Below are 13,326 nucleotides of genomic sequence, written 5' to 3'. Positions count from 1 at the left end.
CGTCGCTTGGAGCCGTTGGGCTGCTCGGCGAGTGCCACTGCACGATGACCGGGAAACGCGTGTCCAGCGAAGGCGCTGGACTCCCGCCTACGCGGGAGTGACGAATAAATGTCTGGGAGTGGATGCGAACACCAGGGGTTCGCCCGTCAAAGCGATCGCAGCAACGCCGCGAACGCGTCCGCCGACGTATCCACGTGTGCACTCAGGCGGTGGTTGTCGTCGACCAGCAGCAGACGGCCACGCCGCGCACCGGTCCAGCCGACGACGTCGGCCGCGGGAATCAGTTCGTCGTCCCAGCCGTGGACCACTGCCAGCGGCACCTCGGCGGCCTGCAGCGGATGCGCGGCGTCGAGCCGCACCGGCGGCGCCATCAGGAACAACGCGGCCACAGGCACCTGCAGCGAGACCCGGCCGGCGATCCACGCGCCGAGGCTGGACCCGGCCAGCACCACCGGCCCGCGGCGCGCGGCCGCCATCGTCAGGCCGAGCAGGCGCTCCACACGCGCCGCCACGTCGCCGAGCGGACTGACCTCGCGCTTGCCGTCGAGATCGGTGTAGTCGGGGCGCTCGTGGCTCCAGCCGAGACGCTCGGCGGCTTCGGCGAGCGCGGTGACCTTGGTCGCATCGGGCCCGCTCTCGAAACCGTGCGACAGGATGCAATGGCCGCGGTCGCTCATGCGTCCACCCATTCGACCGCGTCGCCGATCTTCAACGCCCCGCCTGCGATCACCCGGGCGCACAGGCCGCCCATGCCGCGCATCGCGTTGTAGCCGCCGGGGCCGAGCGCCGCTTCCATCTTCGAACACGGATCGCAGGGCGCCGCGCCCTCGAGCACCACCTCGCCGATGCGGAACCGCCGCCCTTTCAGCGCGATCAGCGCAATGCCCGACACCACCAGATTGCGCCGCAACGTCACCGGTGTGACCTCGGCATGGCCGCTGAGTGCGGCGATTGCGGGCAGATGCTCGGCCTGGATCAGGGTCACGCCGCGCTTGCCGCTGCCGCCGGCATAGCGGTCGCCTTCCAGACCTACCCCGGCGACCGCGACCGCGCGCTCGACGGCGCGGATCGGCATGTCGCGGGCCGCCCGCAGGCCGATCCAGTCGACCCGCCCGGCGCGCGGAAACTGCGTCATCAGGGCGTGCAGGTCGGAATCTGGCGGCGGATTTCTCATGCGTGAATGCTAGCATCCGCGCCATGTCCGACCCCACGTCCGCGCCCCGGATCGCGCTGCAACCGCTGCCCTACGTGGACCTGCTCCCGCCACGCGCGGCGTCAGACATCACACTCGCCGTCATCCACTGCACCGAGCTGCCCGACCTCGCCACGGCCCGCGCCTACGGCGAGCGCGTGCTCTACGACAGCGGCACCGGCGCCAGCGGCCACTGGTACATCGATCGAGACGGATGCATCGTCGAGTACGTGCCGGCCACCCGCGTCGCGCACCACGTGCGCGGCCACAACGCGCACTCGATCGGCATCGAGCTGGTCAATACGGGACGCTTCCCGGACTGGTACGACAGCCGCCGGCAGGCGATGGACGAGGCCTATCCGCCGGCGCAGCTCGACGCGCTCGTCGGACTGCTCGCGCACCTGCGGACCACGCTGCCCGCCCTGCGCGAGATCGCCGGACACGAGGATCTGGACACCGGACGCATCGCCGCCAGTGACGATCCCGGCCTCACCGTCGCCCGCAAGCGCGATCCCGGACCGCTGTTTCCCTGGCCGGCGCTGCTCGGACGGGTGCCGCTGCGGCGCATCGGCGTCTGAACGCCGGGGTCAGGGCCGGCGCTCGGCCCACCTATAATCGTCGGCCGGCACGCGTCCCGCGCCGCCACTCCCTCCGTGCACGGTCTCCGCGATGACGCCCCCCGTTTCCGAACTGATCGACCTGCTCTCGCTCGAACGTCTCGAGGACGACCTGTTCCGCGGCCAGAGCCGCGACATCGGCACGAAGTACGTCTTCGGCGGCCAGGTGCTGGGCCAGGCGCTCTCTGCCGCGCAGGCCACGATGACCAGCCCGCGCCCGGCGCATTCGCTGCATGCCTATTTCCTGCGCGCCGGCGATGTCGACGCGCCGATCGTCTACGACGTCGACCGCACGCGCGACGGCGGCTCGTTCTCGGTGCGCCGGGTGACCGCGATCCAGCACGGCAAGGTGATCTTCTTCTGCGCCGCCTCGTTCCAGGAAGAGGAAGCCGGCGCCGAACACCAGCTCTCGATGCCCGAAGTGCCCGCACCCGAGGACATCGAACCGCAGGATCCGTTGCCGGCGGAGGTGCTGGCGACGCTGCCGGTGAAGGTGCAGCGCTGGCTCGACCGCAGCGGCCCGTTCGAGTTCCGCCACGTCTACCCGCGCGACGAGCTCAAGCCGCCGAAACGCCCGCCGTTCCAGCAGATGTGGTTCCGCCTGACCGGCCCGGTCGGCGATGCGCCCGCGCTGCATCGCGCGCTGCTGGCCTACGCCTCCGATTTCCAGCTGCTCGGCACGGCCACGTTTCCGCACGGCATCAGCTATTACCAGCCGAACGTGCAGATGGCCTCGCTCGATCACGCGCTGTGGTTCCACCGTCCGTTCCGGGTGGACGACTGGCTGCTGTATTCGCTCGACAGCCCCAGCGCCCAGGGCGCGCGGGGTCTGGCGCGCGGGCAGATCTTCGACCGCAGCGGGCGGCTGGTCGCCAGCACCGCGCAGGAAGGCATGATCCGGGCGCGCCCGGCCAACCCGTCGACGCCGGCGGCCGGCTGACATGCGCCAGGTGTTCAGCAGTCCGCGCCTGGAAAACGTAGAGCGCGTGGCCGAGTTGCTGCGCGCCGAGGACATCGAGGTCCGCATCGTCAACGGCCGCTCGTACAAGGGCAGCCGCCGCAGCAATTTCAGTTACCGCGACGGCGCCAGTGGCCCCCGGCCGTCGGTCTGGGTGGTGCGCTCCGACGACCAGGTCCGCGCCCGCGCCTTGCTGCGCGATGCCGGCCTGCTGCAGAACCTGCCCTCGACCCGCAGCTATCTCGGTCAGGGCGAGGTCGTGTTCGCCGAACGCCCCGCACCGCGTCGCGGCATGAGCCGCGCGTCCAAGGTGCGCTACACCCTGCTCGGCGGCGCCGCGCTGGTGACCGCGCTCGCGTGGCTTTCGCGTCCCGATGCGGACACGCCGCCGACGCTCGAAACTCCGGCGGCCGTCAGCGCACCGGTCGAGGCGGCGCCGACGCTGGACATGGTGCCGCCGACCGTCGAGGCGACGGTGCATCGCCTCCCCGTCCCGCAGGCGCTGGCCGAGACCGTGCTGGCCGCCGAACTGGCCGCCCTCGACGGTGTGGCCTGCATTGCGGTCGACGGTGCGACCCCGACCGCCCCGCTGCTCGCCGCGCTGGACGCGATCGCACCCGGCGTACGCACGGTGCCCGCATGCGAGGGCACCGATGCGGCGACGTGGCTGGAGATCGCCAATTACCGCACCGACGGCTCGGGCCGCGGCACCGTGGACATCGTCACCGGCGCCGCGGACGGCACTGGCGAGCGGACCACGCGGACGCTGGCGGTCGCGCGCGACGGGCGCACCTGGAGCGCCGCGCCCGCGGAGTGAGGCATCATCGATGGGCCGGTCACATCCGGCCGGCGCCGCACGTCGTGTTCGTCGTCACCCGCCGAACGGACCCGACCGATGCACTCGATCACTGCCGACGCCAGCCTCGAACACCGCATCCACCTGGAGCTTCCCGCCGCGCGCGGCGGTGACCAGGCGGCCTACGGCCGCATCGTCCGCCTGAGCCAGAACGCGACCACCGCGATCGCACTGGCGATCACCCGCGACGTGCAGGCCAGCCAGGACATCGCCCAGGAGGCCTACCTCAAGGCCTGGCAGCAGCTGGGCAGACTGCAGAACACGACGAGTTTCCTGCCGTGGCTGCGCCAGATCACCCGCAACCTCGCCCGCGACCACCTGCGTGGGCGCCGCGAACGCCTGGTCGCCGGCGAGACCGCCGAGCTCGCGATCGCGCAGGCCGCCGACCCGGACGGCTGCCCGATGCAGCGCATCGTCGACGACGAGACCGGCCGCGTGGCCGCCGACCTGATTTCCGAGCTGCCCGACGAGAGCCGCGAAGTGCTGCTGCTCTACTACCGTGAGGGCGGCAACTCGAAGCAGGTCGCCGCGCTGCTCGGCCTGTCCGATGCCGCGGTGCGCAAGCGGCTGTCGCGTGCACGCCGCAGCCTGCGCGAGGATCTGATCGCACGGTTCCGCGAGTTCGCCGAAAGTTCGGCGCCGGGCACGGCGTTCACGCTGCTGGTCACGGCGGGACTGGCGACCTTCGCCAAACCCGCGGCAGCCGGCACCCTCGCAGGCGTGGCCGCGGGCAGCGCATTCGGCGGCGGCGTGGCCGGCAAGGCGGCACTGGGAAGCGCGGGCGCGATCGGCGCCGCCGGAGCAGGCCTGCTGTTCGGCGGGCTGACGATGTGGCTGTGCCGCACGATGATCGCGCGCTATGCGGAGACCGAGGCCGAGCGCCGCGCGATCCTGCGGCTCTACGACCGCTGGTTCGTCGGCGGCGGCGTGGTCGCGCTGATCGTCATGCTTCCGGTCGGTTTCTTCGTGCAGAGGGGCGTCCTGCCGTCGGTCTGGGCCGCTGCGGGCGGCATCGCGCTGATGGCGATCTTCAACCATCCCCTGCTGACGAGCCTGCCGCGGCTGATGGACCCGCTGCTCGCCCGCGATGCCGCCCGCGATCCGCGCGGCGCCGCACGACGCGCACTGGCTTATCGCCTGATGTTCGGCTCCAGCGGGCTGATCATCACCAATCTCGGTGTACTGGGTTCGATGCTGATCCTGTTTCTGCGGAACGCGTAATCCGCGTTTGGGTCAGCAGGCAGCGTCTTCCCCGCATGCCGCCGTGCGCGCACGACCGGCGCGTGCCCATCGTCCACCTGTTGCGCCGCCGCGCATTTGCGACCGGTGCATGGGCTTCGATCCGCATGCTCGCGGGGACGCGGGGCTCACGTCATCCGCGCTTGAGTGCGCGGGGGGATGGAATTTCAGAGGCCATGCGTACGAAGCAAGGAACGCCGCACCTGTAGGAGCGCGCTCGCGCGCGAAGGGGCGCGACCGGTGATGCCCTTTCGCACGCAAGCGCGCTCCTACAGGACAGGTGGCGACGGGAAAGGTCGGGATTACCAACAGGATGGCCGCGAGGCGGGAGGCAGTTGTCGACCGGATGCGTGGGCAGATTCAACAGAACGTGCCGTGCCATCTCCCCAAAAAGAAACGGCCGCGAACTTCGCGGCCGTTTCGATCATCCACTACACAAGTCAGTAATTCAGCGCTGCGGACGCCCCGCCTGCAGCTCCTCGCGGCTGAGGAAGCCGTCGCGGTTCTCGTCGAGCCAGGCGAAACGATCGGCCAGACGCGGCATCTTCTCGGTGACTTCGACCCGGCTCAGCTTGCCATCGCCGTTGAGGTCCGCCTCGCGGAACATCGTGTCGAAGCGACGCTCGCCCTCGGCGCGACGCTCGGCCGCCTTCGCCGTGTGCCAGGTGCGCAGCTCGCTGCGGGTGAGGTAGCCGTCGCGGTTGGTATCGATCGCGTCGAAGTTCGCGACCAGATCGAAGCCGCGTCCGGCGTGCCCACGCGGACCACCGGGGCCGGCCTTCGCCCGCTCACCGCGCGCTTCGGCGCTGCGTGCACCCTCGCTGCGCGGCGCTTCGGCCCGCGCAGCGTCGCCACGCGTGCCACGTTCCGCGCGCTTGGCATCACGACGCGCCTGCATCGCGTCCTGGCCCGCCTGCGCTTCGGTGCGGCTGATGCGGCCGTCGTTGTCGGTGTCGAAGCGGGCCAGCGCATCGACCGGATTGCCCGGGCCGCGGTGGCCGCGCATGCCATGCGCACTTGCACGTTCGCCGGCGGGCTTGGAGGCGGCGGTGTCGCTGCCGGCGGCGCGCGTCGGCGACTGGGCGAGGCTCGCGCCGGCCATGGAGAGGGTCATCGCCGCGACCAGCGCGGCGGCAAGGGTCTTCGTCTGCATTGTCGGTTCCCGTTGTGTGCGGCACGGCGCCGCCTTGTGCAGGGATCAACGCGCCCGACGCGGCATCGGTTGACCCGCGCCCTGCCCGGTTCAGCTGCGGTCAGGCCGTGGCGCCTGTCGCGTGCGTTGCGACGGGCGACGTTATCCTGACCGCATGCAGCACACCCCGCGCCCCGATCCGGACGGCGACATCACCGCCGACCTGCGCCTGTTCCACACCGGCGCGCACGCCTGTGGCTACTGGCCGGAACGCACGGCGCGCGATCTGGTGCTCGATCCGCGCGACAGCCGCCTGCCGCGCGTCTACCCGCAGGCCCTACGCTGGGGGTTCCGTCGCTCGGGCGACATCGTCTACCGCCCGCACTGCGCCGGGTGCCAGGCCTGCGTCGCGGTGCGCATTCCGGTGGAGGCGTTCGCGCCCAACCGCAGCCAGCGGCGCACGCTCGCGCGCAATGCCGACATCGAGACGCGGGTAGTCGCGGCGGAGCGCGATGACGAACGGTTGTCGCTCTACCGGCGCTATCTCGCGTTCCGCCATCCGGGCGGCGGCATGGACGACCACGGCGCGAACGAGTTCGACCAGTTCCTGATCGGCAGTTGGAACGAAGGCCGACTGCTCGAACTGCGCCTGCACGGGCAGCTGGTCGCGGTCGCGGTGACCGACCTCACCGAGGATGCGCTGTCGGCCGTCTACACCTTCTACGAGCCCGATCTCGCGTCACGCGGGCTCGGCACACTGGCGATCCTCAAGCAGATCGCCTGGGCGAAGCGCGAGCATCGCCCGCATCTCTACCTCGGCTACTGGATCGAAGGACACCGCAAGATGGAATACAAACGCAGCTTCCACCCGCTCGAGGGTTTCGACGGCCGTCAGTGGCGGCTCCTGGCGGACCCGGCGCGATGAGGTCTGCGATGGCCTGGCTTCTGCTTGCACTGGCGGCACTGCTGCTCGCGGCCTGCGTGCGGGTTGCGGTGCAAGGCGATGCCCCCGCCGCAACGTCCATTGCCGCTCCGGCGAATGGCGCGCTGCGCATCGCCACCTACAACGCGTCACTCAACAGCGACGAGGCCGGCGGCCTCGTGCGCCGCCTGCAGGGCGAGGACGACGACGCGCGCAAGGTGGCCGCGGTGTTGCAGCAGGTGCGGCCCGACATCGTGCTGATCAACGAGTTCGACTACGTCGCCGACGGCAGCGCGGCCGACCTGTTCCAGCGTCGCTGGCTGGAACGGCCGCAGGCCGGCGGCGGCGCGGCGTTGCATTACCCCTATCGGTATCTCGCGCCCGTCAACACCGGCGTGCAGAGCGGGCTGGACCTCGACAACAACGGCACGGTCGGCGGTGATGGCCGCGACCGCGGCAACGATGCCTGGGGCTACGGCCTGCATCCTGGCCAGTACGGCATGTTGCTGTTGTCGCGGTACCCGATCGACGCGGCGGCCGCGCGCACGTTCCAGCTGCTGAAGTGGAGCGCGATGCCGGACGCCACCCGCCCGCGCGATCCGGCCACCGGCGCCTTCTTCCATTCCGACGCGGTGTGGTCGCAGTTGCGGCTGTCGTCCAAATCCCACTGGGACGTGCCGGTGCGCACGCCGCAGGGCGTGCTGCACGTGCTGGCCTCGCATCCCACGCCGCCGGCCTTCGACGGCCCGGAGCGGCGCAACGTCGCGCGCAACCGTGACGAGATCCATCTCTGGAACGCCTACCTCGCATCCGCGGGCCACGAGGACTGGTTGTGCGACGACGCCGGCACCTGCGGCGGTCTCGCGGCCGATGCGCGCTTCGTGATCCTGGGCGATCTCAACAACGATCCGGTCGACGGTTCGGGCGACCACAGCGTGATCACCGAACTGCTCGAACATCCGCGCGTGCTGCGCATGGCCACGCCGCGCAGCGAAGGTGCGGCCGAGGCCGCCGAGGCCGAGGGCGGTGCGAACGCGCTGCATCGCGGGTCCGCCGCACACGACACCGGCAGTTTCGGCCCGCGCGTGGGCAACCTGCGTATCGACTACGTGCTGCCCTCGGTGGGCCATCGACCGGCCGGCAGCGGCGTGTTCTGGCCGCCGTCGGCCTCGCCGCATGCGGCGATCGTCGACGGCAGCGACCATCGCCTCGTCTGGGTGGATGTACTGCGCGACTGACGATCTTCCGGCGCCGGCGCCGGCCCGCTCAGCGGCGCCGGCCCGAGCGCCAGATCGACAGCAGGATCCACACGCCGCCCAGCGCGGCGCCGACGAAACCGACGACGCCCAGCGCCATCAGCCAGCGATTGCCGGAGCCGCCGCTGACGGCGTTCATCACGATCGACGAGCCGATGATCAGCGCGGCCACGACCACGCCCATCGTCATCCGGTTCGCCGCGCTGTTGACCTGATCACCGAAGGCCTTGAGCGAGGTGACCTCAATCTGTCCGCGCAACCGTCCGCGGCGTGCGCTCTGCACCAGGCGGCGCAGGTCGCGCGGCAGATCGGCCAGCAGGTCGAGCGCACCCGACAGCGACTGCTGGCCACGCAGGGCCAGCGCGCGCGGGGAATGGCGCTGCCACATCAGCCGCTGCAGCCAGGGCTGCGCCGCGCCGGTCATGTCGAAGTCCGGATCGAGTTGCCGGCCCAGACCTTCGAGGGTGAGCAGCGCCTTGATCAGCAACGCGAGGTCCGGCGGCAGCATCAAACCGTGGCGGCGCAGCAGGCCGGTGACATCGCCGAGCATCGCGCCCATGCGCAGGTCCTTCAGCAGCACGCCGCGGTACTGGTCGACGAAGGCGTCGATCTCCGACTGCAGCTGCGCCTCGTCGACCTCGGCGCCTTCGGTCCAGTCCAGCAGCACATCACAGACCGTCTGCGGCTGCTGGAATACCAGGCCGTAGAGCAGCCGCGCGACCTGCTCGCGCAGCGTCGGCGACACGCGCCCGACCATGCCGAAGTCGATCAGCGCCACGCGCCCGTCGCGCATGAAGAACAGGTTGCCGGGATGCGGATCGGCGTGGAACAGGCCGTCCTCGAACACCATCTGCATGATGATGTCGGCGCCGGTCATCGCCAGCGCGTGGCGGTCGAGACCGGCGGCGTCGATCGCGGCGAGATCTCCGGCAGGAATGCCGTCGACCAGCGCCTGCACGTTGAGCCGTTCGCTGGTCCACTCCCAGTACACGCGCGGAATCAGCACGCGCGTGTCGTCGGCGAAATTGCCGGCGATGCGTTCGGCATTGCGGCATTCACGGGCGAAATCGAGTTCCCGCCGCAAGGACGCATCGAACTGCCGCACCACCTCGACCGGGCGGTAGCGGCGCAGATCCGGCGCCTGCGACTGCACGATCTCGGCCAGCCGCGCGAGCAGGCGCAGATCGGCCTCGATGACCTCGCGGATGCCGGGGCGGCGGATCTTCAGCACCACCGGCGTGCCGTCGTGCAACCACGCGCGATGCGCCTGCGCCAGTGAGGCCGCGGCCATCGGCACGTCCTCGAAACGGGCGAACACCCGCTCGGGTGCATCGCCGAGATCCTCTTCCAGCTGTGCGCGCAGCGCCTCCATGGGCACCGCGGGCACATGACTCTGCAGGCGGCCGAGTTCGTCGATCCACTCCGGCGGCAGCAGATCGACGCGGGTGGCGAGCACCTGGCCGAACTTGACGAAGGTCGGCCCGAGATCCTGCAACGCGTGCCTCACGCGTTCGGGTGGCGACAGCCGCAGCGCCGAATCCTCGCCGCCGCCGATGTGCAGCAGCCGCCCGGTCCGCTCCAGAGCGCCGGCCATGCCGATGCGCTGGACGACGTCGCCGAAGCCGTAGCGCACCAGCACCGAGGCGATCTCCTGCACCCGGCCGAGGTCGCGCACGGTGGCCAGCGTCTCCCACATCAGCGCGCGTCCACGGTCTCGGCCAGGCCCAGCAGTGCGGCGGCCACGGTCTGCCGGCGCACCGCATCGCGGTCGCCGTCGAACTGGAACAGGCGGGCGCTCGCATAGCCGCCGCGGCGCTTCCATCCGATCCACACCGTGCCCACCGGCTTGTCGTCGCTGCCACCGCCCGGGCCGGCGATGCCGGTCACCGCGACCGCGACGCTGGCGCCGGAGTTCACCAGCGCACCGGACACCATCTCGATCACGGTCTCGCGGCTGACCGCGCCATGGGTTTCCAGCGTGTGCGGGTTGACGCCCAGCAGCGCCTGCTTGGCTTCGTAGCTGTACGCCGCCATGCCGCAATCGAACCAGTCCGAACAGCCGGCGATGTCAGTCACCGCCTTGGCGATCCAGCCGCCGGTGCAGCTTTCAGCCGTGACCAGGCGATGATGCGTGTCGCGCAACAGGTGGCCGGTGCGCTCGGCCAGAGCGTGCAATGTCGCGTCGGAAGGAAGATCGGCCTGGTGCATGACGGATGCCCATGTGCGGGCCTGCCGTTGTACCGCATATCGGCGGCGGCGATCGACGCCGCGCGGACGCCGTACACGAAGACGGGCCGTTTCCGGCCCGTCCCGTCCACATATGGAGGTGGCTGTCGATCAGTAGCGCAGACGCAGCGTCATGCCGTAGGTCCGCGGCGCGCCCAAGAACGCGTTGAACGAACCGGTCTGGATCGGCGCATCGATGCCCACCTGCTTATAGGTCTCGTCGGTCAGGTTCTGACCCCAGACCTCCAGCATCCAGCGCTGGTCCTGACGGCCGAAGCCCAGCCGTGCATTGAGCAGCGTGTACGCATCCTGCATCTTCTCGGGCTTGAGATCCGAGCCGGTGTTGTACTCGGACATGTACTTCGCACCGATGTTGAAGCGACCCTGCAGCGTCGAACCGATGTCCCAGGCGTAGGTGGCCGACGCATTGCCCGACCACTTGGGCGCGAAGCTCATCTGACCGCCCGGCAACAGCGGCAGGTCCGGCACGATGTCGTTGCCGTACTCGGTTTCCGCATAGGTCAGGCCGGCCTGCAGCATCAGGCCCGGCATCCGGGTCTGCCACAGCACCTCGGCGTCGATACCCTGAGACGTGACCTTGGGAATCGAACGCACGACGAACGCGGTGCCGAGGAAGCTGTTGAGCTGGAAGTCCTCGTAGGTCTGGTGAAACAGCGCCGCGTTGAGCAGCAGGTTGCCGTCGGCCCAGTTGGTCTTCAGGCCCAACTCGTAGCTGTCGACGAACTCGCCATCGAACGAGGTGTCGTCGACCGGCGTGATGCCGACCTGCACGCGGTCGAGATTGAACCCGCCAGCCTTGTAGCCGCGCGACGCCGACACGTAGGTCATCACGTCATCCGACCAGTCGTAGGCGACCTTCAGCGTGCCCGACCACTCCTTCTCGGTGCGCTCCTGGAACGTGCTGCGGCCGTTGTGCGCGATGTTGGCCCAGGGCAGACACATGAAACCGGCGACCTGCGGCGCGATCGCCGGCACCAGCCCCGCCAGCAGCTGCTGCTGCAAGGCGGGCGGCAGGCTCCCGAAGCCGTTGATGCGCTGTGCCAGCGCGCCGCCGACCCGGGCCGCCGGATTGGCCAGCGTCGCCGCGCAGCCCTGCGCGCCGTTGGGATTGGCGAAATCCGACTGCAGGGTCTTCTTCTCGCGGGTGTAGCGCAGGCCCAGCGTGATATCCAGCGCATCGGTCGCGTGGAAGGTGTTGTTGGTGAAGATCGCCGCGCTCTTCGCGTTCTGCTCGTAGCGATCCAGCGCGCCCTGACCGCTGAAGTTGGTGCCGAACGGCCGGCCGCTCACCTGCGACAGGAACGTCGCCGGATTGGCCGTATTGACCGTCAGCCCGAGCGGTGCGAGCTGGGCCGCGAGTGCGGGCAGCACCTGCGAAGCGACCGCGGTCGACAGGTAGGGCTCGTACGCCGCGCCGAAGTAGTACGAGTCGTTGCGACCGAGATCCTCGTCCGCGTAGAACAGGCCGACCATCCAGTCGATACGGTCGCTGGAGCCGGTCAGGCGCAGTTCCTGGCTGAAGTTCTCGAACTTCACCAGCGAGCCGTCCGGGTTCGGCGGGCGATAGAGGATGTCGGCGGCGCTGTAGTCGAAGTCGATGCTGGTGATCGCTTCCCAGTCGCGGAACGCGGTGATCGAGGTCAGCACCGCGTCGTTGGCCCACGGCGTGGTCCAGTTGACCTCGGCCGAGACACCCTTGTCCTTGAGATCCTGCTCGGTGGTGCGGTTGGCGTAGGCGAGACGACGGTCGAGGTCGACGACCGGGATGACACCCTGCCCGCCCGGTGTCAGCGCATCGATGATCGGCGCCGTCGGGCCGCGCTGCGTGGTCACTGAGACGCAGCAGTTCTCTTCGCGACTGGTGTAGTCGGCGATGAAGTTGATGTTGAGGTTGGACGTCGGCTCGAGCAGCAGCTGGCCACGCAGCGAGTGGTAGTTCTGGTCGCCGTCGTCGCTTTCGCGGCGCGGACCTCCGCCTCGGGCCACGTCGTCGACGCCGTCGCGGGACCGCTTGGTCGCGAAGATGCGGAACGCGGCGTTGTCGCTGAGCGCGTCGTTGTACGAGCCGGACACGCCGACCAGGCCGTAGTTGCCGACGGTGACCTCGCCCTCGAGCGACTGGGTGTAGCTCGGCCGCCGGGTGATCACGTTGATGACGCCGGCCGAGGTGTTCTTGCCGAACACCGTGCCCTGCGGACCCTTGAGCACCTCGATGCGCTCCATCTCGCCGAGGTCACCGAAGCCGACGCTGTTGCGCGCGCGGTAGACGCCGTCGATGACGATGCCGACGGAGGATTCCAGGCCCGGGTTGTCACCGACCGTGCCGATGCCGCGGATGCGCGCGGTGGTCTGCGCGGCGGACTGGGTACTGGTCACCGTGAGGCCCGGCACCAGGACCTGCATGTCCTTGATGTCGCGCACGCCGGTGTCCTGGAGCAACTGCTCGGGCAGCACGTTGATGACGATCGGCACGTCCTGCAGCGCTTCTTCGCGCTTCTGCGCAGTGACGGTGATCCCCGCCAGTGTCGTGGGCCCCTCGTCGGCGGCCGGGACGGACTGCGCCAGCGCGGGCATGGCGGTGGAGGCGAGCGCGACGATGACCGCGCGCGTGAGCAGACGACGCTGCAGATAACGTGAATCCATGAAAGATGTCCCCCGAAATGCGTTGTGTGTGGTTCCGGAACGCCCGCGCCGCAGCGGCATTGCGCCACTGCGGATTCCCCGCCTCCGGTCCTGCGTGGGGGACACGACCGGAGGCCGACAATCGCTTGTCTTGACGGAAACCTAACACAGTTCCGGACGGCTGCGTACGGCGTCTTCGGACGGCGTAATCACCGGGTTCGCGGGTGCCCCCGGGGGCATCGGACATGCGCCCTTTCGGGCAGAATGGCCGGCCGGCCAGACGAG

The 13,326-nt window shown here is 69.9% G+C and carries 11 protein-coding genes and 1 pseudogene; 6 read left to right on the top strand and 6 right to left on the bottom strand.

Going from position 1 to position 13,326, the window contains the following annotated elements; genetic code table 11:
- Positions 1–146: 146 nt before the first annotated feature.
- Together ACF3M1_RS06500 and ACF3M1_RS06495 are read right to left on the bottom strand one after the other, a co-directional pair.
- Positions 147–677 (bottom strand): hypothetical protein, encoded by a 531-nt coding sequence (locus ACF3M1_RS06500; RefSeq protein ID WP_394004771.1) that lies wholly within the window; start codon positions 675–677, stop codon positions 147–149.
- On the bottom strand, positions 674–1,174 hold the full coding sequence (locus ACF3M1_RS06495) for an MOSC domain-containing protein (RefSeq protein ID WP_394004770.1): 501 nt from the start codon (positions 1,172–1,174) through the stop codon (positions 674–676). The genes ACF3M1_RS06500 and ACF3M1_RS06495 overlap by 4 nt, the downstream gene beginning before the upstream one ends.
- A gap of 23 nt (positions 1,175–1,197) precedes the next feature.
- On the opposite strand from ACF3M1_RS06495, the gene ACF3M1_RS06490 reads away from it, so the two are divergent.
- The 4 genes from ACF3M1_RS06490 (at position 1,198) to ACF3M1_RS06475 (ending at position 4,844) form a co-directional block, all read left to right on the top strand.
- On the top strand, positions 1,198–1,770 hold the full coding sequence (locus tag ACF3M1_RS06490) for an N-acetylmuramoyl-L-alanine amidase (protein WP_394004769.1): 573 nt from the start codon (positions 1,198–1,200) through the stop codon (positions 1,768–1,770).
- 91 nt (positions 1,771–1,861) lie between these two features.
- Positions 1,862–2,749: an acyl-CoA thioesterase II gene (tesB, locus tag ACF3M1_RS06485; RefSeq protein WP_394004768.1), complete on the top strand. Its 888-nt coding sequence runs from the start codon at positions 1,862–1,864 to the stop codon at positions 2,747–2,749.
- Position 2,750: 1 nt separating this feature from the next.
- Positions 2,751–3,584, top strand: a complete 834-nt coding sequence (locus ACF3M1_RS06480; RefSeq protein WP_394004767.1) for a hypothetical protein — start codon at positions 2,751–2,753, stop codon at positions 3,582–3,584.
- Between the two features lie 78 nt (positions 3,585–3,662).
- A complete protein-coding gene (locus ACF3M1_RS06475) occupies positions 3,663–4,844 on the top strand; it encodes an RNA polymerase sigma factor (RefSeq protein ID WP_394004766.1) in 1,182 nt (393 codons plus the stop codon).
- A 466-nt stretch (positions 4,845–5,310) separates the two neighbouring features.
- Here ACF3M1_RS06475 and ACF3M1_RS06470 read toward each other — a convergent pair whose 3' ends face one another.
- Positions 5,311–6,015 carry an EF-hand domain-containing protein gene (locus tag ACF3M1_RS06470; RefSeq protein ID WP_394004765.1) on the bottom strand — a complete coding sequence of 235 codons (705 nt, stop codon included), beginning with the start codon at positions 6,013–6,015 and terminating at the stop codon, positions 5,311–5,313.
- On the opposite strand from ACF3M1_RS06470, the pseudogene ACF3M1_RS06465 reads away from it, so the two are divergent.
- Together ACF3M1_RS06465 and ACF3M1_RS06460 are read left to right on the top strand one after the other, a co-directional pair.
- Positions 6,015–6,919 (top strand): annotated as a pseudogene (locus ACF3M1_RS06465) (arginyltransferase). The gene ACF3M1_RS06470 and the pseudogene ACF3M1_RS06465 overlap by 1 nt on opposite strands.
- A gap of 8 nt (positions 6,920–6,927) precedes the next feature.
- On the top strand, positions 6,928–8,154 hold the full coding sequence (locus ACF3M1_RS06460; RefSeq protein WP_394004764.1) for an endonuclease/exonuclease/phosphatase family protein: 1,227 nt from the start codon (positions 6,928–6,930) through the stop codon (positions 8,152–8,154).
- Positions 8,155–8,182: 28 nt separating this feature from the next.
- On the opposite strand, the gene ACF3M1_RS06455 is transcribed toward ACF3M1_RS06460, so the two are convergent.
- The 3 genes from ACF3M1_RS06455 to ACF3M1_RS06445 form a co-directional block, all read right to left on the bottom strand.
- Positions 8,183–9,868 (bottom strand): ABC1 kinase family protein, encoded by a 1,686-nt coding sequence (locus ACF3M1_RS06455; RefSeq protein ID WP_394004763.1) that lies wholly within the window; start codon positions 9,866–9,868, stop codon positions 8,183–8,185.
- On the bottom strand, positions 9,868–10,380 hold the full coding sequence (locus ACF3M1_RS06450) for a CinA family protein (protein WP_394004762.1): 513 nt from the start codon (positions 10,378–10,380) through the stop codon (positions 9,868–9,870). The genes ACF3M1_RS06455 and ACF3M1_RS06450 overlap by 1 nt, the downstream gene beginning before the upstream one ends.
- A gap of 129 nt (positions 10,381–10,509) precedes the next feature.
- Positions 10,510–13,062, bottom strand: a complete 2,553-nt coding sequence (locus ACF3M1_RS06445; protein ID WP_394004761.1) for a TonB-dependent receptor — start codon at positions 13,060–13,062, stop codon at positions 10,510–10,512.
- Between the last annotated feature and the right edge of the window lie 264 nt (positions 13,063–13,326).

Source organism: Luteimonas sp. WGS1318, from assembly GCF_043187535.1.
GTDB lineage: Bacteria > Pseudomonadota > Gammaproteobacteria > Xanthomonadales > Xanthomonadaceae > Luteimonas.
The sequence above is the reverse complement of the archived record's forward strand: the minus strand, read 5'-3'. Positions and strand labels throughout refer to the sequence as shown.